The sequence below is a fragment of the Chryseobacterium limigenitum genome (assembly GCF_900114875.1).
GTDB lineage: Bacteria > Bacteroidota > Bacteroidia > Flavobacteriales > Weeksellaceae > Chryseobacterium > Chryseobacterium limigenitum.
Genome location: NZ_FPKW01000003.1, coordinates 289,947 through 310,657, shown reverse-complemented (window position 1 = coordinate 310,657; position 20,711 = coordinate 289,947). Strand labels below are relative to the sequence as shown.

The 20,711-nt window shown below is 35.5% G+C and carries 21 protein-coding genes and 1 riboswitch; of the genes, 3 read left to right on the top strand and 18 right to left on the bottom strand.

The window, feature by feature from the left end; all coding sequences use genetic code 11:
- Positions 1 to 8: 8 nt before the first annotated feature.
- From BT156_RS06410 to namA, 13 genes are all read right to left on the bottom strand, one after another.
- The gene (locus BT156_RS06410; protein WP_072408305.1) at positions 9 to 608 is read right to left on the bottom strand and encodes a hypothetical protein; all 600 of its coding nucleotides are present in this window, start codon (positions 606 to 608) and stop codon (positions 9 to 11) included.
- Positions 609 to 612: 4 nt separating this feature from the next.
- Positions 613 to 3,441: an OmpA family protein gene (locus BT156_RS06405; protein WP_072408304.1), complete on the bottom strand. Its 2,829-nt coding sequence runs from the start codon at positions 3,439 to 3,441 to the stop codon at positions 613 to 615.
- Positions 3,442 to 3,452: 11 nt separating this feature from the next.
- Positions 3,453 to 3,944, bottom strand: a complete 492-nt coding sequence (locus tag BT156_RS06400; protein ID WP_072408302.1) for a DUF4280 domain-containing protein — start codon at positions 3,942 to 3,944, stop codon at positions 3,453 to 3,455.
- A gap of 33 nt (positions 3,945 to 3,977) precedes the next feature.
- Entirely contained in the window at positions 3,978 to 5,021 is a 1,044-nt protein-coding gene (locus BT156_RS06395; RefSeq protein ID WP_072408300.1) for a hypothetical protein, read from the bottom strand.
- A gap of 37 nt (positions 5,022 to 5,058) precedes the next feature.
- Positions 5,059 to 5,361 carry a hypothetical protein gene (locus tag BT156_RS06390; RefSeq protein ID WP_072408298.1) on the bottom strand — a complete coding sequence of 101 codons (303 nt, stop codon included), beginning with the start codon at positions 5,359 to 5,361 and terminating at the stop codon, positions 5,059 to 5,061.
- A 10-nt stretch (positions 5,362 to 5,371) separates the two neighbouring features.
- A complete protein-coding gene (locus BT156_RS06385) occupies positions 5,372 to 6,784 on the bottom strand; it encodes a T6SS phospholipase effector Tle1-like catalytic domain-containing protein (RefSeq protein ID WP_072408296.1) in 1,413 nt (470 codons plus the stop codon).
- Positions 6,785 to 6,818: 34 nt separating this feature from the next.
- Positions 6,819 to 7,793, bottom strand: a complete 975-nt coding sequence (locus tag BT156_RS06380) for a DUF2931 family protein (protein ID WP_228430017.1) — start codon at positions 7,791 to 7,793, stop codon at positions 6,819 to 6,821.
- A 64-nt stretch (positions 7,794 to 7,857) separates the two neighbouring features.
- Positions 7,858 to 8,028 carry a hypothetical protein gene (locus BT156_RS22030; RefSeq protein WP_157886029.1) on the bottom strand — a complete coding sequence of 57 codons (171 nt, stop codon included), beginning with the start codon at positions 8,026 to 8,028 and terminating at the stop codon, positions 7,858 to 7,860.
- A 2-nt stretch (positions 8,029 to 8,030) separates the two neighbouring features.
- The gene (locus tag BT156_RS06375; RefSeq protein ID WP_072408292.1) at positions 8,031 to 9,962 is read right to left on the bottom strand and encodes a type VI secretion system Vgr family protein; all 1,932 of its coding nucleotides are present in this window, start codon (positions 9,960 to 9,962) and stop codon (positions 8,031 to 8,033) included.
- A 164-nt stretch (positions 9,963 to 10,126) separates the two neighbouring features.
- Entirely contained in the window at positions 10,127 to 10,531 is a 405-nt protein-coding gene (gene tssD, locus BT156_RS06370) for a type VI secretion system tube protein TssD (protein WP_072408290.1), read from the bottom strand.
- Positions 10,532 to 10,784: 253 nt separating this feature from the next.
- Positions 10,785 to 11,117, bottom strand: a complete 333-nt coding sequence (locus BT156_RS06365) for a CCC motif membrane protein (RefSeq protein ID WP_072408288.1) — start codon at positions 11,115 to 11,117, stop codon at positions 10,785 to 10,787.
- Positions 11,118 to 11,136: 19 nt separating this feature from the next.
- Complete coding sequence (locus BT156_RS06360) at positions 11,137 to 11,430, bottom strand: DUF2752 domain-containing protein (protein WP_072408286.1); 294 nt, start codon at positions 11,428 to 11,430, stop codon at positions 11,137 to 11,139.
- A gap of 25 nt (positions 11,431 to 11,455) precedes the next feature.
- A complete protein-coding gene (namA, locus tag BT156_RS06355) occupies positions 11,456 to 12,508 on the bottom strand; it encodes an NADPH dehydrogenase NamA (RefSeq protein WP_072408284.1) in 1,053 nt (350 codons plus the stop codon).
- A gap of 104 nt (positions 12,509 to 12,612) precedes the next feature.
- Between namA and BT156_RS06350 the strand changes: the two genes are divergently transcribed.
- The 3 genes from BT156_RS06350 (at position 12,613) to BT156_RS06340 (ending at position 16,581) form a co-directional block, all read left to right on the top strand.
- Positions 12,613 to 13,095, top strand: coding sequence for a cytidine deaminase (locus tag BT156_RS06350; protein ID WP_072408282.1), 483 nt, complete (start codon positions 12,613 to 12,615; stop codon positions 13,093 to 13,095).
- Between the two features lie 371 nt (positions 13,096 to 13,466).
- Positions 13,467 to 13,642: riboswitch (cobalamin riboswitch) on the top strand.
- A gap of 33 nt (positions 13,643 to 13,675) precedes the next feature.
- Complete coding sequence (locus BT156_RS06345) at positions 13,676 to 15,505, top strand: TonB-dependent receptor plug domain-containing protein (protein ID WP_072408280.1); 1,830 nt, start codon at positions 13,676 to 13,678, stop codon at positions 15,503 to 15,505.
- Positions 15,506 to 15,522: 17 nt separating this feature from the next.
- The gene (locus tag BT156_RS06340) at positions 15,523 to 16,581 is read left to right on the top strand and encodes a DUF5074 domain-containing protein (RefSeq protein ID WP_072408278.1); all 1,059 of its coding nucleotides are present in this window, start codon (positions 15,523 to 15,525) and stop codon (positions 16,579 to 16,581) included.
- A 170-nt stretch (positions 16,582 to 16,751) separates the two neighbouring features.
- On the opposite strand, the gene BT156_RS06335 is transcribed toward BT156_RS06340, so the two are convergent.
- From BT156_RS06335 to BT156_RS06315, 5 genes are all read right to left on the bottom strand, one after another.
- Entirely contained in the window at positions 16,752 to 18,170 is a 1,419-nt protein-coding gene (locus BT156_RS06335) for a CCA tRNA nucleotidyltransferase (RefSeq protein ID WP_072408277.1), read from the bottom strand.
- A gap of 188 nt (positions 18,171 to 18,358) precedes the next feature.
- A complete protein-coding gene (locus BT156_RS06330; protein ID WP_072408275.1) occupies positions 18,359 to 18,907 on the bottom strand; it encodes an L-threonylcarbamoyladenylate synthase in 549 nt (182 codons plus the stop codon).
- A 208-nt stretch (positions 18,908 to 19,115) separates the two neighbouring features.
- Positions 19,116 to 19,544, bottom strand: a complete 429-nt coding sequence (gene tnpA, locus BT156_RS06325; RefSeq protein ID WP_072408273.1) for an IS200/IS605 family transposase — start codon at positions 19,542 to 19,544, stop codon at positions 19,116 to 19,118.
- A 122-nt stretch (positions 19,545 to 19,666) separates the two neighbouring features.
- Positions 19,667 to 20,170, bottom strand: a complete 504-nt coding sequence (locus tag BT156_RS06320; RefSeq protein ID WP_072408271.1) for a DinB family protein — start codon at positions 20,168 to 20,170, stop codon at positions 19,667 to 19,669.
- Between the two features lie 91 nt (positions 20,171 to 20,261).
- Positions 20,262 to 20,711 (bottom strand): GNAT family N-acetyltransferase, encoded by a 450-nt coding sequence (locus BT156_RS06315; RefSeq protein WP_072408269.1) that lies wholly within the window; start codon positions 20,709 to 20,711, stop codon positions 20,262 to 20,264.

The following is a 20,711-nucleotide window of genomic DNA, read 5'->3' as shown; positions in this document are numbered from 1 at the left end:
AATATCTGCTATGGAGTAAATGTTTTAATGATACGCGAAGCCACAGTTTCCTGTACTTCCGGAGCCATCACTTTGTTGTCTACCATAAAAAGAACAGAAGAGATATTTGGTTTATTATCCGTGTATTCATAATACTGAACCAGTACTATTGTTTTGTCTTTCAGGCTCCAAGCGTAAGCTGAATTCCCCAGTACTTTTCCTTCGCTGTTTTTTCCGGGAACGCCCGAAAGGACTTTCGGATCTTTGTATTGTGATTTCAAATAGGCTAACAATTCACTACCGACAGCCGTGTCTTCTACTTCAATTTTAATACCTTTAGTTAAACGTTCTGCAGTGTTATTAATCAAAATTCCAACTGTAGAGCTTTTTACAGCATTTTCTTTGCTGTTTACAAATGACACACTCCCGAATCTGAACTGGCTCACATCTTTGGTATGTGCCACAGGCAGAGTTGTCACAATCTCACGAGCATCGGTCTGAACCTTGGTGTTTTTCAGAATTTCTTTGTAATTCTTTGCAAAATCTACTTTTTCGAGATCGTTTTTTTCCTGTGACTGACAAGACAGGCACGTTATAAAACACAAAACGATTAAAACTATTTTTTTCATATGATTAATTTCTAATTAACGGAATATCTGCACTGATCCCAAAAAGTTCTTCCAGACTTTTAATTACATCAAATTTAGGAATTACTTCGTTATATTTTCCTTCTGCGATGATACCTTCATCTTCGCTGCTTCCTTTTAATTCTCCAGGTTTTTTGTTTCCTCCTCTCGGAACTTTTTTCGTTGCAGACATTCCTACTTTTCCTTTGATAACATATTCTGCATTCAGGCCATCGAAACCTAATGCCGGACGATAATTCAAGCCTTTATCATCATATTTCAGACCATGACCGAATGTAACCGAGGCGTAGCCTTTTCCACTCATTTCAAAATATCCTTCAATTTTTACGATAACAAGCGTGGCTTCTGCTTTTATCCAGACTCCAGCTTTTAACTCAACTTTCAGCGTGTTCGTTACTTCCAGTTTACCCTGAGTATCACTTGCGTCACTCACTGTATTGAAAGAAAAGCCAATAGAAGTTTTAATAACACTCGTAATCACGAGATCAATAAAAACATCGGCACTTACTTTGGCTCCGAAATCGTCATTTCCAAATTCGGCGCCTGTATTCATTTTATCTTTGATGAATCCGTAAAGTCTTACGGCTCCCGGAGCTGCGGTTCCGCCACTTACGGCTCCTGCAATCAATCCTACGGCAGTACATAAAAGATCTATTGTAATTTCCAACCCTATTAACGGATCAGCATTAAAAGAGATATCTATTTTTGTGCCTAATCTTTCAATTTCTGCACCTTTTTGTTTTGCTCTTTCTAAATTCCATTCAGCTTTAAGGTTAAGATTGGGAGGTTTAACGGCAAAAGTCATCGGTACTCCCTTGAATCCCATATTCCTAACCTGGCCTTTGGTTTTGTTTGTCACCCCATCAGACATGGCTCCAACAGAAGCAAAAAGATCGTATAATTTTTTAAATTTCGTTTCGTATTCACCTTTAAGCTCTTTACTTCTCTGGTAATTTCCGCTGTTATTTCTTTCCCATTCACTTTTAAGTCCGAAACCAAAAGACGCGTCTTTTTGCTGCCATCTTCTTTCAGCTCCAACTTTACCTGATTTTTTCTGTAGCTCTTTATGTTTTCCGGCAGGTTGATTTTGCCAGTTGACGCTGAGATCATTGGTAAGATTGATGAAAAACGTCAATGTCCATTTTACATCAGGATATGCTTTTAATAATACCGTAGTACGTTTTTCATTACTGAAATACCTGCAGGTGTGGGTATGAAAATGGAACTGGTTCGGATTTGTATTCATTGGCCAGATATACTGAATCGGCATCGCAGTGAAATACGACAGATCCGAATATATTTTATAATTAAACGAAGGCGTTGCAAATGATTGCTTTGTATCGCCCTTGTCTATAGCCTGACCAACATCAACAACCGTAGTTTGTTTCTTATGTTTATCCTTACCTCTGAAACACGCTTTCGTATCAAAACCCTGAATATCTATCGTAAGATCTTTTTTCATGGAAACACTTGGTGCTACCACTTCATAATTCATTGTATGGGCATCGTGGGCATTAAAAACAAAAGAAATATCTACTCTCCTATTGTTCTCGTAATCCTTTTCATTTTTATATTTGATATTGTCTCTACCTAATTTATCATCGGTAGGATCTATTTCTCCTTTTCCGACCGAGATTATTCTTTTGGGATCTAATCCGCCATCGGCAAAGAATTTTTTAACAACATCTGCTCTTCTTTGAGACAAACCTTTGTTGTAGTTTTCCTTTCCGATAACACAGGCGTATCCGCTCAGATTCATAGTAGAATCCTTGTGTTCCAAAAGAAATTTTAAAACATTATTAAGGATCGCTTCCCCGTCTTTATCTATTACAGTGGAATCAAATTTATAAAATATGGTTCTTTGGATCGTTTCCTGAAGAGGTGTTCCGCTTAATTTTCTCAATCCCTTTCCGTTATCAAAAACGGTGACTGTCGTATTATTCGGTTTGCCGTCTTTTATTTCTAATTCGGTGAATTTTATGACTTCAAATTTACACGGTTCGTATCGGGCAGCGTTTACATCCGGCTTGTATACTTTTGTAGGTGTTTGATTTTTACTTACATTCGTATTGGTTGTAACGACTTTATTTTTAACATTAAGATAGATTGCGTGAAGGTCGTCTCCCAGACTGTCTTTGATATATTTTCCCGAAGAATCTTTTACTTTTACATAAAACTCTTCAACATTCTGAATATTATTCACATACGCCATCCAAGCGTATGTATTTTCTATTTTTAAATTAACCTCACCATCGATCACCTGAACATCGGTATAAACATGAACAGGCTTGTCTTTCCTTGCATATTGCTGATTCCAAAGTTCTACGACAAGATTGGTTCCATTGAGACCTTCCGTTGTCAGATTGAGGTAAACGATGTGTCCGTAGGAGATATAATTGGTCTTACTTTTATTTTTAATGCTGATTTTACTTCCTCTTTGGGTTGTCCATTTACTGGTCACAATTTTGGGTTCGCACCAGCCTTTTACATAAAGTCCAACATTATTTTTAGTATCTCTTGTCCCCGAAAAGCTTGCTTCGATATAATAATTATAGGCTCCGCACAATTGTTTGGAGATCATAAATTTATACCCTGTAGAAGACGGAAGCTGATTGATAATAACTTTACGGTCATTACTCTGCCTCATCCAGATCACGGGTTTCTTTTTATCCTCGGCAGTTGTATCCGGAAGCCATTCTGCAACATCAAAAGTCACCCACTGACCCGGCTGTATCGTAACTCTTTGGCCAGAAACAGACATCTTTGGATAGTAAGTCCCTTTTATAACTCTTATTTTCTTTACACCTTTTGCCATTTCTTTGTTGTTTAGCTTACAGCATCCTCCCCACCGTTGAAAGAAGGCTCTTCTTTATACATACTTTCTGAATCTACCAACGGGTTGATCTGCTGCTGCACATCCTGATCCGCATTTTTAAAATTCTGCTGACTGGCTTCAGCTCTCTGCCCATGATCAATAATCTCGATGCATGGCGTTCCCGCAATCGCACAAACGGCCTTGCTGTCTTCCAAAATGATAAATCCGCCATTGCTGAGCTGTACTTTATCATAAAACTTCTGCCATTCGGTGACCATTATTTTGCACGGCGGCGGCGGAACTCCCATTTTGGGGCAGTTCCCGAATGTATTTTTCTCAAATGTAGCAGCTCCTATTTCTTTTGTGGTGACAATCAGTTTTTTGGAAGCGCTTTTGTCATTTGCATATTCTTTTTTGTGCGAAAGCACTTTTAACTTATCAGGCACTTGCCCAAATTGGCATTTGCACATAGCACCTTGTACTACAATATGTTTTTCTGCCATAATTTTTCAGTCTTTTTATCTGTGTGATATTTTTTAATTCTCATCGATACTTGCCACAACAACCGAGATCTTTTTTCTCTCTCTCAGCATGATATCGCATTCTAAATACAGTGATTCCGGGAATGAAGTTTTTCCGTTTAAATAATATTGAATCCTAAAAGATCCGTCTTTATTCATCACGGGATTTTCTTCTACAATAAATGAAAAAGAGGCTCCGTTGATAAAATCGTAAGAACTTCTGTCTTCATTTAATGTTCCGTTTCCTTCTATATTTATTAAATCATATTCGTCTTTCAGCGGATCGACCTCCAACTCAATCTGATATTTTGGTTCAACCGGATTATTCACGATCGGGAAACTTTCATTTCCACTGATGTTAAAATTCTGACCAAAACTCTGGTACACTCCGAGAAATAATGTTCTCAGGAAATAATCATTTTTCATCAATAAGTTTACTGTATCGGATTCGCTTATCGTTTTTTCTATTTTAAGACAATACTCGTCTACAGTTTCCCCATCAAATTCTTTGTACAGTTCTTCCTTAACATCATTCCATCTTTCATTGAATACGGAAAGATTTTCCACAGCATTAAATTTCCCCTGATGATCTACGCTAATTTGTAGAGGATATAAAACTCTTGAGGTTTTATAGGCTAATAAATCTGCAATTTCATTGACTTCCTCTTCATTTAGATAAAGATTTGAGATTCTGTTTATTTCAAAAAAATGTAACAGCTTTTCAGATCTTAACCAACGTACGGTAGCTTCATATTTCAGTTCATTTTTATTGTTTCCGTTTTCAATTTTGATGATAACACCATATTTGCAGAATGCATTTTCGGGTTGAAAGATCAATTTATTTCCTTGACCAAACTTTACCAATCTATTTTTGTCGGTAACGGCAGTTCTTGGAATAAAAAGTTCCTTTTGGCCTGTAAAATCTATCAAGATCATATCCTTAACACCGCAATTGTTATTGTGAAATGACTTTAAAGCATCTTCGGATATGCTGTACAGAGAAGCAACACTTTTTAAAGTTTCGCTTTTCCGGACGATATGTTTGTTAAATTTCTGCATATAAATAATTTGCAAATAAATATTTTATTCTCAGATTTTATTTAATACTGAAAATATATACAGCGAGTAAAATGATACCCACCATGATCAATATTATATTTGTAACTCTATTTTCTTTATTTCTGGACGTAGAAAAGCTTACGATCAATTCTATAAAAAGCAAAACACACCATATGACCATCCAGCCAATATTCAAAACAAGATCCATGGGAATTGACATTCCATCGTTCCCTCCAATCGATTGATGAGGATGAAACCAAGAATCCCAGTGAGTGTAACAATAGATCAATAGAAATCCTATTAATAATAATGCAACTCTTATGATCAGGTGTTTTTTCATTTAATAAAAATTAATGCAATACTCTTACTCTGTCTGACGTCGGATCCATTCCAATACCTTCTCTTCTAGCTGACCAGTGAAGATATTTATTTCTCAGAATTCTTAAATCATCCTGCTCCTTCATTTCTCTCTGATAATCTGCATATTTCTGTTCCGGAATTGATGCTCCGCCGTATGCATTTTCAACTTCTTTATATCTTTTGAAGGTATATTGTTTTCCGTTTTCCATTGCATAAGATCTGAGACGGTCTTTTACTCTTACCAACAAAGCATCTTCTGAAATAGAATATTTTTCGTCAGTCAGTTTTTTAATCGTTAAAGGAACCGTTTTCTGAACGCCATATTCTGCCATAAAATGCAGAGGAACATAGCTGTATCTTTTTACCAGATCGCGCGTTCCCGATAATGTCAAATAAAAACCTGGATTAATTTTAAGCTGATCTTCTTTGTACCAGGCGTCTGCTATAAGCTGGCTTCTTAATGCTTTTAGTTTCGCGCTGGTAGTCCACGATGTTTCAATTTCTTCCCAAGTCTCGGTTCCGTCTTCGTAAGCTCCGCCAACGTCACAGTGTACGCCGGGAAATGTTCTTTCTGTACCTACATTCACGTGGGTAAGGTCAAAATTTTCTCTGTGCTCATTTTCTGCCACAAAATGAATGACGGTTTGTGCTCTTCCGATATCATTTAAGCTTAATTCTTCCACATCATTGTGAAAATTCGGTGTAGCAGAAAAGTTTTTTGAATAAGAAGAAACCGTATCATAAATTCCTAAAAATCTAATTTTTAAAACATCAACAATAATTCCAGCTTCCTGAAGTTTGAGTCCTAAATGTCCCCATTTCGGAAGATCCTGACCTTCTACTCCGTCGCCGTCGCTGTCGGAAAGAACTGTCACAGTCATTCCTTCGCTTGAATAGGTTCTTGAGGTTGCTTTATATTTTGATTTTCCTATTTCATGAACAAAATTTCTGGCCGCCGCCGCACCACGACTGAAACCAAAAACATCGAAAGTAAGCACAGCAATCTTGTCTGCTTTTTTGGAACTTTTGATATTTTTTACTTTTTTCACGATCTCTTCGCAGCCTTTTCTTACTTTTCCGCGAATTCCGGTAGGCCCAGTTCCGAAAGCATAACCCAACATTGAGTCTTTTTCTTTATCCTCTGTACCGATTCCTTCTATGTAAATGCCAAAATTTTTATCGTAATTGTCCCACAAACGTGCAACGTTGCTCCAATCGTTATTGTAACTGTTGTTATCGGTAGGGTTTCCTCCTTTTTTCTTGTATGCATCAGTTTTTTCCCTTCTTTCGATGGTATTGGTTTTGTTATTCAGGGTTCCGTCAAAAAACATCCCGAGAGTAATGTCTAAGACCTCCTCTTTGGTTTCTGTTGGTGTATAATCTCCAAATTTATTATTGTGCATCTTTCTTACTTTAAAATTGATGAATAAGGATAAATTATTCTATTTTCCGAGATAATCTGATCTTTGCTTTGGTAATGGGAAGCTCCTGTTTTTCTGTTTTTAATGACAGAGATGCTTTGGTGTTATCAGGATTAACTTTAATCACCAAATCTATATTTTCTTCATTTCCAAATTTTTGAAAAAGGTCAAAAATTTCTTTTTCGTCGAAAGAATCTATCCAGACTGCGTATCTGTTTTTGCTTTTATCTCTCCAGTAAAAACCGCAGAATTTTGGAACAGCTCTTTTTTGATACGTATCATTATGTAAGCTTTCTGCGAAAAGATTTTCCTGTTCTCCGTTATAATTATTAAATCCGAAATCGATCCATTCTCCGCCTTCAGGAACTATAACCGAAGGTTTCCAATTAAATTTCTTTCTGTAGATCTCATAAATATCAGGATTAGGATAGCCTTGTTCTTTTATTTTTGCTCTTATTTCAGGTTTAAATGTTTCATACGACGGATCATCCAGCATTCTGTCTGCAAAACCTTCTTTCAACATATATTTTGCATTATCGTAAGCTTTTTCCTTTGTAATAATTGTATCATGAGCCTGAAAAGCACCAACTTCCGTCTGATTTCCCGGTCCGTTGATCCATAAAACAACTTTTCCTTTTGGCGCCAAACCAACTATAAAATTGGTGTAGGTCGTTTTTTTATTATTATCCTGATCTATAAAACCTTTTTTAAACAGATCATTGATTTTTTCTTTATCTAAATCCCACTTTCCGGTGTAAAATTTTCTTTCAACTAAAGAATACCATGTAAATTCTAATTTGTGAGGAATTCCCATCAACCTGGTTTCTACGCTCATTGTTCCGCCTTCATTTCCCCAGCCTGTATTTTGAGTTCCCCAAATGGCATCAAAGCCGTAACTGAAATCATCAGCGATAATGGCTCCTTTATACACTTCCATCGGATATTCCTGCGGTGCCGAGACGGTTCCCAACCAATTATATTTTTCTTCCATTCTTTTATTTTGACAACTTATTAACGAGAAACTGCATACAACAAAAAGAATCAGGAACTTCAATTTATTTGTTCCCATGAGACATTATCTTTTTATTACTTGCCAAAACAAGATTCCCTTTTTTAGCTTCTGTATTGATCTTTTCTGCAATTTTTTCAACCTTTTTACCAACACTGAGATGGTAGGAATCATTTACTTTGATCAATATATTTTTTGCGGTTTTTCTTATTGCCATGATTAGAAAAGTTTAGATTTTTCGGCACTGTTGAATTCTACAATTTTTCCACTCTGCATGGTCATATTTTCTTTTTCGCTGAACATTGCGATCTCTCCTGCAATTTCATTCGAAGTTTCAGACTGTCTTCTGAATTCCTTTTCCACCATCTCGGTTCTTGTATCCGAAGATTCTTTGATATCGCCTGTAGCCGTCATCATAATATCTGTTCCGGCAGTGGAAACAATATTTTCATTTGCCGAACTTGTAATACTTTCTCCGGCATCAATTGAAATTTCTTTTCCTGCAGTGATGCTGATATTTTCTCCAGCTTTTAAGGTGAAATTTTTAGGGGCGTTGACAGAAATATTGCCTTTACCATCCATAAAGAAATAATTTCCGCTTGGATCGATAATATTTACGCTTCCTTCTTCATCATTCATCAAAATTCTGATTCCGCTTCTGGTTTGAATTGATTTTAAATGATTGTTGACTCCGCCACCTAGACCAACCGCTCCATGGAACATTCCGCCCATTACGAAAGGTCTGTCGGGATGATTGTGAACAAAATTAACCATCACCTGATCTCCAACTTCCGGAATGGCAACATATCCTCTGTTTTGAGTGATTTCGTCTGTTCCACCTGCATCAGGGCTCATCATTCTGATAAAATGAGTGGTTTCGCTCGTCTGCCAGTCAAATCTCACCTGAATTCTTCCCTGCCCTTCCGGATCGGCATTTGAAATTACTGTTGCGATCTGCGGTTCTGCTTTGGGAGCCGTAAATTCAGGTTTTGGTAAAAATCCTGTGTCTGAAGCGATTCCTTTAAAACTTCCTTTGTAATGTCCTAAAGTATCAATTTCATGTTCAGCTTCCGTGACCATAATTTTAGTGAAATAAGAGCTTTCATTAGTATCAACTTTTCTCATCTGAACATCAACCACACAACCCGGATGTAAAAACGGAACCGTAGTAGATCCTGATAAATTAAAAACATTCACTGCTTCACTTCCTGAGGTGCTTTTCTGAGAATATTCAACATCAAGATGAGTCGTTGCTTTCACAGGAGCTACGCGTAAAGAAGGTGTTTTAAAAATTTTATCGTTGTGTTCGTAAGCTGTTTTTGCTAAATCACCAACATGCTGAATCGGTGTTGCTCCTGAAGTCAGTTTTTCATGTTTATTGCTGTTGTATCCGTAAAATTGAGGTTTGGTGTGTACCGCTTTCAATTCAACTTTAATATCGTTGGCGCTGCTTCCGTAGACAATTTTGATAGGTTTATTCTGAGGAGGAAGTTTTCCGAAATGTAAAACCTCACCATCATAATAAAATTGTTCGCCATAAGCTTCCGCCATTCTAGCCAGATAGTTGTAATGCGTTTCGTCGTATTGGCTGCTGTAGATAATCTGAGAATAATCATTCGTATCGATTCTGATATCAAAACGGCTTTTATCGATTCCCTGTTTGATGACTTCTTCAGCAATGATGCCCATATTTACAGGTTTATCACCTCCAAAACTTTGAATATGCGGAGCTGCGTCTAATAAAATCGTCGGGCTGTAACCAGATAAAACAATATTACCCAGGCTCATTTTTTCCTGACTGAATCCTACTCCGGTAATCACTCCCACGAAAGTTCTTTCAGGGCTATTATCAATGTCTTTATAAGAAATAACGGCCGTTAAACGTTTTCCTAAGAATTTATTGGCTTCTTCCAAAGTGTGTGTCTGGTGGTCTCCTAAAGTATCGTGAGCCAACGTAAGCGTAAACTCATGATGACGCTGGGCACTTTGCTTTAAATTAAAATGCTTGTAATACTTTATCACTTTACCCTCAATTACTAAAGATAATTTGACCAAACGGTTGATCCCCGTGTGATGATTTTCAGAGACTCCATCTGCATTTTGGGAAGGACGAAACGAATTGCCTCGCGCCTGTTCAGGTGTGGTAGACATAATTTTGTGATTGTGATGTTTTTAAATTTATAAAAATTATTCAAACAAAGAAAATTTATAAAGAACAAATTATGTTTTTACTTTATAAAATAAACTTCTACTACAGGTAAAAAAAGACCGCCTTGAGGGACAGTCTTCTATAAGTGCTACTTACTCCTTGAGACCTAGCTAGATGGCCAAAGTCCTTCGTAAGCAGAATTTCCGTAATTGATTTTCTCTGCGCTGATCACGAAACTGATCAGCATACTGTTTTCGTCTACAGCGTCAAAGTCTACTTCATGCTGAATAACGTATCCGTTTTCCCAGTTTAAAGTGATCAAAGTACCTTCTTCATGAGATTTGTTGAAAGTAACTTCTCCGCTTGTCGGCTTGTATTTACCGTTCAGTAAGCTTTCCAGAATGTCTGATTTTTCTGTAGCTTCAATCGTTAATTTGATAATTGCGTTAGATGGATCTGATGCTACACGTCCTGAAACGTCTGTAGATCTTGCGACACTATAATTAAGTCTTAATAGTTTTTGACCTTCGCTTCCGTTGAATTTTAAGATTCCTCTTGAATTTGCTGCCATATCTGTAAATTTTAATCAATAAAGATTTTATGATTTTTTATTTTTGGTATAACAAAGATATATTTCAGGTTTCGATTCAGAAAGCTTTTACCGTGTAGATTCATATTTTGTAGTAATTCTACGATTCTTTTTCGTTTTTATGTGAATTAAGATTAAAAATTTACAAATCAATTAAGATAAAATTAACTTAAAAATTTTCCATAAAAAAAGACCGCAAATTTGCAGTCTTTTTTTGTTTTATCTGAAGATTTAATTATTGTCCCATTAATTCTTTTATTCTTTCCTGCATCAGCTGAGGATCTTTCATAGCATCCCAACCTACGGTAGAGATCACCACTATCAAATAGGCAATGTATAAAACACTTAATACAAGGCCAATGATACATAATATTCTACCAGTATTCAAATTGCTGTAATCTGAATAAAGGTCTGGATTTTTCTTATACAGTTCATTATCTTTTTTGTAAAGATACAATCCGATAATCCCTGTGATAATACCTACTACTCCGTAGCAACAACATCCGATGATAGATACGATTCCTAATACGAGTACAGCCGTAGCGTTGGGTAATTTCTGTTGATTCATAGTTATAATTTTAATGTTTTTAGTGTAAATTAAGATAAAAATGTTTGTAAAAATAAGCAATTACCATTATAATCGAATTAATAATCGCCATTATAATTAAAACATTTCCATAGCTTCTTTTTTTATCAATAAAACTTATTCCTACAGTAAACAAAAATATCAAAAGCGTATAAACTGCCGGAAACATATGAAAAGCATCAGAAAATCTTCCTTCAAAAACCATGACAATAGCTCTCTGCGCACCACAGCCAAAACACTCTATTCCTAAGAACTTTTTACTTGGACAAGACAGCATGAAATCCTCTATTTTCATTTTGATGAATATTAATTGTATAAAATTAAGAAGAAATTTTCGCTCTTAAATATTGATGAGGGAAGAAACATTCTTCTTTCATCTCAAACGAACCCTGAACCGCGATGTATGGATTTCTTAAGATCTCTCTGGCAATAAATATTAAATCTGCATCACCTTTTTGAAGAATTTCTTCCGCATGTTCTACTTTTTTAATTAAGCCGACTGCGCCGGTTTTTATTTCTGCTTCATTTCTTACCTGAGAAGAAAGGGGAACCTGATATCCATCAAAAAGAGGAATCTTTACTCCATGAATATTTCCGCCGCTTGAAACATCTACCAAATCAACTGAATGATTTTTTAATATTTTCGCCAACTCTACACTGCTTTCAATATCCCAGCCATTTTCTGCGTATTCTGTTCCGGAAATCCTTACGAATAGCGCTACATTTTCGTTTAATTCTTCATTTACAGCATCTACAATTTCCAATAAAAACCTGATTCTGTTTTCAAAACTTCCGCCATATTCATCTGTTCTGATGTTGGAAAGCGGAGATAAAAACTGATGAACCAAATAGCCATGCGCCCCGTGAATTTCGATTACATCGAAACCAGCTTTTACAGCTCTTCTTGCGGCTTCTTTAAAGTTTTGAACCTGTTCTTTAATTTCTTCAACAGTCAAAACATGCGGAATTCTTTCTGTAGGATGATAAGGAATCGGGCTTGGCGCAACGGTTTCCCAACCTTCCTCAACAGAAATTTGCAAATTGTTCCAAGTTGAACCTTTTCTTCCCGCATGAGCAATTTGAATTCCTATTTTACTGTCTGAATTTTGATGTACAAACTCAACAATTTTCTGTAGTTTCTCGGCCTGTTCGTCATTCCAGATACCCATGCAATGGTTGGTGATCCTTCCGCGGGGTTCTACGCCGGTTGCTTCTACCATAATTAATCCCGTTCCGCCCTGCGATCTGCTTCCGTAATGTACGTAATGGAAATCATTAGCCATACCGTTTTCACAAGAATACATACACATTGGGGACATTACCCAACGGTTCTTTAACTCAACATTTCTGAATTTTATAGGAGTGTATAACATGTTTGATGTTTTGAATTTTAATTAAAAATTTTTAGGAACAAAATAATATTGCCCACCTGATGAAAAAGAGCTAATTTTATCCCCCTTTTTTAGGTCCACAATATATGAAAAAAGACATACAGATAGGTTACGATTATTTTAAAAATAGCAGTGAACTTAACGATATAGAAAATACTTTGTTCGCAAGAGCAAAACAAGCCAGGGAAAATGCTTACGCACCTTATTCCAACTTTTTGGTGGGCTGTTCGGTTTTATTGGAAAATGGAGAGATCTTTTCCGGAAATAACCAGGAAAATGCGGCTTTCCCGTCCGGGCTTTGTGCTGAAAGAACGACTTTATTCTGGGTAGCAGCCAATTTTCCTAATGAAAAGATCAAAAAAATCTTTATTGTTGGTGGACCGAGAGAATTTCATGAGAAAAATCCGCCGATTCCACCTTGTGGAGCTTGCAGACAAAGCCTAATTGAATATGAAACCAAGCAGAATGAAAATATTGATCTTTATTTTTCGAGCATGAATGATGTGGTCGTGAAAGTGAATTCTATTAAAGATTTGCTGCCGTTTTATTTTGATGCAACGTTTTTGTAGCTATTGAATATTTTTAACCGCTAAGATCGCAAAGGTTTTCTTTAAAATCATTGAGAATATTTTCGTTCGCAAAGGCGTTTGACTCAGCAATTGTTAGGTCATTGCGAGGAGCAAAGCGACGAAGCAATCTTTTTCATCACTAATTTTTTTTATGAGATTGCTTCACCTTCGGTTCGCAATGACAAGTATTGAAAGAACGACAAATACCCTAGCCCAGATAGGAACGACATCCTTTTTCTGAAGTGGCTTTGAAAAAATGCGCCGGCGAAAAAGATATAGTGGATAGCTGGAAATAGCTCCTAAAAATAAGTAAAATTGTTAATGGCTAACTATTTAAGCCTTTCTCGATTTTGCATTTCAAATTAATAAATTATATTTGCAAAAATTTTGGTTTCCAATCTATTGGAATGAAAAGGGAATTGGGTGAAAACCCCAAACTGTCCCCGCAACTGTAAATCGCACCCAAAATTTCTACGAAAAACCACTGTGCAAACGGGAAGGTGTAGAAAGCGAAAGTCAGGAGACCTGCCAAAATTGTAATAAAAAAATAGATTGCTTTCGGAGGAAAAGTAAAATAGTAATGGATATAAAAAGATCTTTAGTACTGCTTTTTTCGTCTTATGGTTGTTTTCTTTTCGCACAGGAGAAAACCATAGACACCGTTTATGTTTTTGATAACCAAATGAGTAAGGTTAAACTTTTTCATAACGTTACCACCGTTACTCCTCAGGATGCTGAGAAAAATTCAACCAATCTATCTGAACTTTTACGTTTTCAATCTGCTGTTTATATCAAAGAAAATGGTCGTGGAGCAGTTTCTTCACCTTCTTTCAGAGGTACAACAGCTTCACAAACCGCATTTGTGTGGAACGGAATTAATATTAACTCTAACTTTTTGGGTCAGGGTGACGTTAATAATATTCCTTTTGGGGGATTTGATCAGCTTATTGTAAAATCTGGCGGAGGAAGTGTAAGTTATGGCAGCGGCGCGATCGGAGGAAGTATTCATTTAAATAATAATTTGGATTTTAACAAAGGCGCTCATGCTTCATTATTTTCCGAAGCGGCATCTTTCGGCACCTACAATAATTTACTCAAGGCTTCTTACAGCAACGAGAAATTCAGTTTTAAGGCTTCCGGACATTATTCGATAAGTGAAAATAATTATGAAGTTGAAAAATCACATAATTATATCAACAGAAACGGAAAATACAACAATACCAATTTCAATTTTTCGGCCGCTTATAAAATAGCACCTCATCATCTGATCTCATGGATCTCTGAATTTTTTAATGGAAATCAGCACTATCCTGTTTTCTTTGAAAGTCAGACCCCAACGAAATATGAAACTCAAAATGTAAGAAGTTTAATCTCGTGGGATTGGAATAAAACTAAGTTCAACAATTCATTTAAAGCGGCTTATACGGAAGAAAATTTCCAATATTTCGGGAATATTGACGGGCCAAAAACAAGTGGCGGAACAGGGAAAAATTATATTCTGAAAAATGATTTTAATTATTTTATTGTTCCAAAGTTAAATTTCAACTTAATTACAGAATTTCAGGTTAATAAAGGCGAAGGTTATGCATCCGGAATCGATCATATAAGCAGAAATGTAGGTTCTGTAGCAGGATTACTTCGTTATTTCACGACGAAAGATCTTCGTTTTGAAGCCGGAGTTAAAAAAGATTTTGTTGAAGATATCAGTTCGCCACTCCAATTTTCGTTTTCAGGAAAGTGGGATGCTGTCGATTGGTATAATGTGGGAATCAGTGCTTCAAGGAATTTCAGATTTCCAACATTTAATGATCTGTACTGGAGCCCGGGCGGAAATAAAGATTTGAAACCAGAAACATCTTATCAGATTGAATTGAGAAATCAGTTTAAAATTGCTGACGTACAGCTTTCAATTACTCCGTATTATATGAAGATCAAGGATATGATCCAATGGTTGCCTAGTCCACTGGGATATTATTCAGCTTTTAACACTAACAGAGTTGAATCTTATGGAATTGAATCCAGAATCGATTATAAAAGAAAATTCGGGAAACATAATCTGAGAACGAATTTAGGGTATTCATACACCAAATCTACCAATCTTGACACGGATAAACAGTTGATGTACGTTCCTTTCCACAAATTATTTGGAAATATTGATTATCAGTATGATTTTATGAGATTGTATCTTCAGGGAATGTTCAACGGGCTAACCTATGCCGATACCGACGAAAAAAGAGAAGATGCTCTGGAACCTTATTTCGTGATGAATACTGGTGTTTCTGCAACGTTTCTTAAAAATTATACGGTAGGTTTTAAAGTGAATAATATTTTTAACCAAGTATATGCGACAACAGCATTCTACCCGATGCCTTTGAGAAATTATAGTGTGAATTTGAATATCAATTTTTAAATAAATAATTAAATATAATGAATATCAGAAAAATTTTAACTCTTGCATTTGCTGCAACATTACTTTTCAATGTCTCTTGTAGCAATGACAGCGACGATGTTGTTTTAGAAACTACCTTTGAAAACGGAATTCTTATCACCAACGAAGGTGGATTTACAACTCCGACAGCAGAGGTTTCTTTTGTTACCAATGACCTTTCTGCTTTAGCTAACAAAATTTATTCAGGAAAAAATAATGAGGTTTTAGGGAATGTTTTACAGACAATAGGTTTTGACGGAAACAATGCTTATCTGGTTTCAAACGTACCTAATAAAATTGACATCGTTAACAGATACACCTTCAAAAAACAGGCTACAGTAACGACTAATCTTCAAAATCCGCGATATATTGCGTTTTCGGGAAATCAATATTATGTGACCAACAATAACTTTTTTGACGTAATGAAACTGAATGTTTACAACAAAGACAATTCTTTTGTAAAAAGCATCAGTTTCGCAAGATCTGCAGAAAAAGTAGTTGAAGCCAACGGAAATATCGTAGTACAAACCGACGGTGTTACTTACGAATCTACTCCTCCTTACAGCGAATTGCCAACAGGATACACAATTACGATTGTAAAAGCTTCAACAAACGTTGTTGACAAAACCGTAACGCTACCAAGCAACGGAATCATCAGAGATCTTATCTCTTATAACGGAGATGCTTATGTGCTGGCTTCTGACAATACAAATTCTTACATTTATAAGATTAATTCAACGACTGGAGCATATACAACGACAACGTTGACGGCAATTCCTCAGGCTCAGAAATTAAGAATTGATGCGAATAAGTTTTATTTTACTAATTCCAGCAACAAAATATATTCTATGACTGTGGGTTCTACAACCGTTCCAACGACTCCTATTGTGACTACAACAGGAAATTTATACGGATTTAATGTAATTGACGGTAAAATCTTCGCTTCTGACGCAAGTTTCACTGCAGACAGTAAAGTGAATGTTTATAATGCAACTAATGGTTCTTTATTAAAAACTTTCACTACAGGAATCGGAACCAACGGTTTCTATAAAAACTAAAATTTACGCTCCGGCGTATAGTATAAATTTTTATTTTTTTTCATCATTTGTGTTTTTATCCGGACGTCTCTTCGAAAAGACGGCCGGATTTTTTATTATTTCAGCAAAAAAAGCAACCGGATAATTTCCAATTGCTTTTATATTCTTTAAAAAACTTTATACGTTTGTAATTACATTTTCAAACCTAATTTCTCAGCTTCTACGATCACAAATTTTGTAGCTTCTTCTTTATCATTAAGAATTTCGCCTTCCAAAATGGCTTCTTTTACTTTTTCCTTTAAAATTCCGATTTCACGTCCGGGTTTAAGGTTAAACATTTCCATAATTTCTTCTCCTGAAATGGGTGGTTGGAAATTTCTAACTTGATCTTTTTCCTCAACCTCTTTTATCTTAACCGCAACGTATTCAAAATTCTTTTTGAATCGCTCCTGCTTTTTAGAGTTTTTAGTGGTAATATCAGCCTTACAAAGCGTAAAGAGATCTTCCATATCTTCACCGGCATCGAAAAGTAATCTTCTCAAAGCTGAATCTGAAGCATCATCTGTAATCAAAGCAATTGGACGAGACGAAAGCTTCACCATTTTCTGAACATACTTCATGTCTGGACCCAACGGCAATTTTAATTTTTGAAATATTGCTTTTACCATTTTTGAACCCAAAAACTCGTGCCCATGGAAAGTCCAGCCCGTTCCTTCAACGAATTTTTTTGTCGGAGCTTTCCCGATATCGTGAAGCAATGCAGACCAACGCAGCCAAAGATGATCTGTGTTCAAAGAAATGTTATCTAAAACTTCCAAAGTATGATAAAAGTTGTCTTTGTGCGTTTGTCCTTCTACTTCTTCTATTCCTTTTAGTTCGATTAATTCAGGAATAATTAATTTCATCAATCCTGTTTCTTCCATCAATTTCAATCCGATCGATGGTTTTTCAGAAAGCATGATTTTATTAAATTCAACCATAATTCTTTCCATCGAAACAATTTTGATTCGCTCCGCTTCCTGTTTTATGGCTTCTAAAGAGTTTTCTTCAATTTTAAAATTTAAAGTAGACGCAAAACGTACCGCTCTCATCATCCTTAACGGATCGTCAGAATAGGTTTGTGCAGGCTCTAGAGGCGTTCTTAAAATTTCTTTTCCAAGATCTTCGACACCGTTGAAAGGATCGATCAGTTCTCCGAAATTATCTTTGTTTAAAGAAATCGCCATTGCATTAATGGTAAAATCTCTTCTTTTCTGGTCGTCTTCCAAAGTACCCCCTTCTACTTCCGGTTTACGGCTGTTTTCGGTGTAGCTTTCTTTTCTGGCACCTACAAATTCAAGCTCCAGATCTTTGTATCTGATCATCGCTGTTCCGTAAGTTTTGAAAACAGAAACCTTCATTTTAGGATCTATTTCTTTGCCTACGCTTTCAGCAAGTTCAATACCGCTTTGTTCGGTAACAAAATCAATATCCGTTGAAGCTTTTCTTTTCATCAAAAGATCCCGAACATATCCGCCGACAATATATACCGACTGATTATTTTTGTCCGCGACTTCAGAGATTATTTTGAAAAGCTTTAAGTTTTTATTTTGATTAAGATTAATGAACATTTTTTTAGATGCTTAAATATTTAAAGTTTAGATATTAGATGTACAGTCAGAATTCAAATTATACCTGAATTATCGACCATTATCTAATGTAAAACCACTAAGAAATTAAGTTTATCAAGCCGCTGACTTCATATTCTTAATGCCTTAATGGTTGAATGATTTTGCAAAGATAATTAAAATCTTTTCTTTTACTCGCGAAGAACTTTTATTCTGTTATCGCTCCATATTTTTATCACAGATGAACCTGAATATTTTGAAACTTTCTCTCTGTCTTCTTCCACCGCATAATCTACCAGATCAATAATTTCTTTCGAAATATCCGAGAATTTCAACGGACTTTTATCTCCACTGAAATTCGCTGAAGTTGACACCAAAGGTCTGTTTAATTTTGTGATTAATTTTTTACAAAAATCATTTTTCACCAAACGGATTCCGATGCTTCCGTCTTCTGCCAATAATTCTTTCGGCAATCCTTTTGGGTTTTCATAAACGAGCGTAACCGGTTTTTCACTCAAATCCATTATTTCCCAAGCCATCTCCGGAACGTCTACCAAATCCTGTAATCTCTTTTCAGTTTCCACCAAAATGATCATGGATTTGTTTTTTTCACGTTTCTTAATATCAAATATTTTATTGATCGCGTCTATGTTTGTCGCGTCACAGCCGATTCCCCAGATCGTGTCTGTTGGGTAAAGGATGGTTCCGCCGGATTTTAATATGTTGATGATGTTTTCCATAATTTAATCTAAACTTTTTAAGTTTTGGCTAAAGCCAAACTGAAAATTTAATATTGACAAACGGGTTAAAACCCGTTCCTACTGATTTTATTCGACCGCAAATTTACAAATCTTTACATGAAAAGTATAAATTAAAATGTTCTATTCAATAGGAATGGGCTTTAGCCCATTCAACTAAAAGATAAAATCATTCGGCTTTAGCCAAAACTTAAATTATAAATTTGTACTTATCCATAAATTCTTGGTATTCTTCCGCAAACGTTTTCTTCTGGTGATGTTTTTCCTGATTTTTAATATAATTTCTTACAGAATCAATCATCGATTCTGAAACTGATACCGCAAAATATTCATCTTGCCAAGAAAATTTTTCTTTTATTAATTGGTTTTTATTAATCCAATTGGAAGATTCTCCCTTGATTAATTGTACAATTTTTTCTATATTTTGGTTCGAACCCAAAGAAATTAAACAATGACAGTGATCGAAATAACCATTTATCATATCTAAATAAATACCTTTTTCTGAAGCATTTTCTTTAATATGTTTCCAGACTTTTACTCTTAACTCTGGCTTGTCTAAATAAGGAATTCTATTTTTTGTTGAAAAGACAAGGTGTACATAAATTTTAATGAAAGGCATTTGTGTTGTTTTGCCAAAAATAAGAATTCATTTTAAATTTTGGCTAAAGCCATTTGATTTTCTGCCATAAAAAAACGGGCTAAAGCCCGTTCCTATTGATATATTTATAATATTTTGTAAAATCACAGTTTCGGCAAATATCTTTCCTCAATAATATTCAAATGGTGAATATTATGGCCGACAATTAATTTTCCGATGGTTTCTACAGAAATTTCGTTTCCGTTGGCTGTTCCGATATTATTTAAAGCTGATGGATTTACTGTTTCCAATAAAATCTGAGAAGATTTTCTGATCAGTTTATATTCTTCCAACAAAGATTCTAAAGTTCTTTCATTAGCAAAAGAATTAGCAGCATACAATTCTTCATCAAAGCCCGGAAGTTCATTTTTCTCTCCTCTTGCAAACGCTAAAATTCGATATTGAAAAATCCTTTCTGTGTCTGACAAGTGAAGAAGCATTTCTTTGAGCGTCCATTTTCCCTCATCATAAGCGAAATGAGATTGTTCTTCTGAAAGTTTTGAATAAATATTTACCGTTTTTTCTCCGGAAATTTTCAATTCTCCCAACCAATTCTGGGAAGGAATATTATCTAAATATCTTTGGATGTATTTTTGAAAATCAGTCATGTTAATATGGGTAATAAAATATAGTTGATAAATGATAAGCGATAATTGATGACAATCGCGCTTTAATCATTTATAATTTATCAATGATCGTTTATAAATTGTTCGTCCATTCATAGAAGTTGACGGAATCATATAATTCGAAGCCGCAAGCCGGATATAATTGATTTCCGATGTCGTTGGATTTTCCTGTTTCCAGCAAGACTCCGCAAGCGTCAGTAGATTTCGCTAATTCTTTAGCTTCTTCAATTAATTCTTTTGAAAAGCCTTTTCCGCGATGATTTTCATTAACATATAAATCATTCAACAGCCAATAACGCTTCATTCTTGTGGAAGAAAATATTGGAAATAATTGAACAAAACCAACTAAATTTCCATTTTCTTCGGCAACAAAAATTTCGGAATCTTTCTTTTCGATTCTTTCTTTCAGAAAATTTTCAGCGGCAGGAACATCAGAATCTTTATGGTAAAAAACTCTGTATTGATCGAATAATTCAGCCAATTTAGGCAAATCCTGAATCGTAGCTTTTCTTGTATTTTTCAT

Excerpts from the sequence above, each read along its gene's own strand:
- BT156_RS06365 (WP_072408288.1), bottom strand. The coding sequence starts at position 11,117 with ATGAATCAACAGAAATTACCCAACGCTACGGCTGTACTCGTATTAGGA.
- BT156_RS06385 (WP_072408296.1), bottom strand. The coding sequence starts at position 6,784 with ATGCACAATAATAAATTTGGAGATTATACACCAACAGAAACCAAAGAG.
- BT156_RS06400 (WP_072408302.1), bottom strand. The coding sequence starts at position 3,944 with ATGGCAGAAAAACATATTGTAGTACAAGGTGCTATGTGCAAATGCCAA.
- BT156_RS22030 (WP_157886029.1), bottom strand. The coding sequence starts at position 8,028 with ATGGCAATAAGAAAAACCGCAAAAAATATATTGATCAAAGTAAATGAT.
- tssD (WP_072408290.1), bottom strand. The coding sequence starts at position 10,531 with ATGGCAGCAAATTCAAGAGGAATCTTAAAATTCAACGGAAGCGAAGGT.
- BT156_RS06395 (WP_072408300.1), bottom strand. The coding sequence starts at position 5,021 with ATGCAGAAATTTAACAAACATATCGTCCGGAAAAGCGAAACTTTAAAA.
- BT156_RS06345 (WP_072408280.1), top strand. The coding sequence starts at position 13,676 with ATGGATATAAAAAGATCTTTAGTACTGCTTTTTTCGTCTTATGGTTGT.
- BT156_RS06340 (WP_072408278.1), top strand. The coding sequence starts at position 15,523 with ATGAATATCAGAAAAATTTTAACTCTTGCATTTGCTGCAACATTACTT.
- BT156_RS06320 (WP_072408271.1), bottom strand. The coding sequence starts at position 20,170 with ATGACTGATTTTCAAAAATACATCCAAAGATATTTAGATAATATTCCT.
- tnpA (WP_072408273.1), bottom strand. The coding sequence starts at position 19,544 with ATGCCTTTCATTAAAATTTATGTACACCTTGTCTTTTCAACAAAAAAT.
- BT156_RS06410 (WP_072408305.1), bottom strand. The coding sequence starts at position 608 with ATGAAAAAAATAGTTTTAATCGTTTTGTGTTTTATAACGTGCCTGTCT.
- BT156_RS06315 (WP_072408269.1), bottom strand. The coding sequence starts at position 20,711 with ATGAAAAATACAAGAAAAGCTACGATTCAGGATTTGCCTAAATTGGCT.
- BT156_RS06360 (WP_072408286.1), bottom strand. The coding sequence starts at position 11,430 with ATGAAAATAGAGGATTTCATGCTGTCTTGTCCAAGTAAAAAGTTCTTA.
- BT156_RS06375 (WP_072408292.1), bottom strand. The coding sequence starts at position 9,962 with ATGTCTACCACACCTGAACAGGCGCGAGGCAATTCGTTTCGTCCTTCC.
- BT156_RS06405 (WP_072408304.1), bottom strand. The coding sequence starts at position 3,441 with ATGGCAAAAGGTGTAAAGAAAATAAGAGTTATAAAAGGGACTTACTAT.
- BT156_RS06350 (WP_072408282.1), top strand. The coding sequence starts at position 12,613 with ATGAAAAAAGACATACAGATAGGTTACGATTATTTTAAAAATAGCAGT.
- BT156_RS06335 (WP_072408277.1), bottom strand. The coding sequence starts at position 18,170 with ATGTTCATTAATCTTAATCAAAATAAAAACTTAAAGCTTTTCAAAATA.
- BT156_RS06390 (WP_072408298.1), bottom strand. The coding sequence starts at position 5,361 with ATGAAAAAACACCTGATCATAAGAGTTGCATTATTATTAATAGGATTT.
- BT156_RS06380 (WP_228430017.1), bottom strand. The coding sequence starts at position 7,793 with ATGGAAGAAAAATATAATTGGTTGGGAACCGTCTCGGCACCGCAGGAA.
- BT156_RS06330 (WP_072408275.1), bottom strand. The coding sequence starts at position 18,907 with ATGGAAAACATCATCAACATATTAAAATCCGGCGGAACCATCCTTTAC.
- namA (WP_072408284.1), bottom strand. The coding sequence starts at position 12,508 with ATGTTATACACTCCTATAAAATTCAGAAATGTTGAGTTAAAGAACCGT.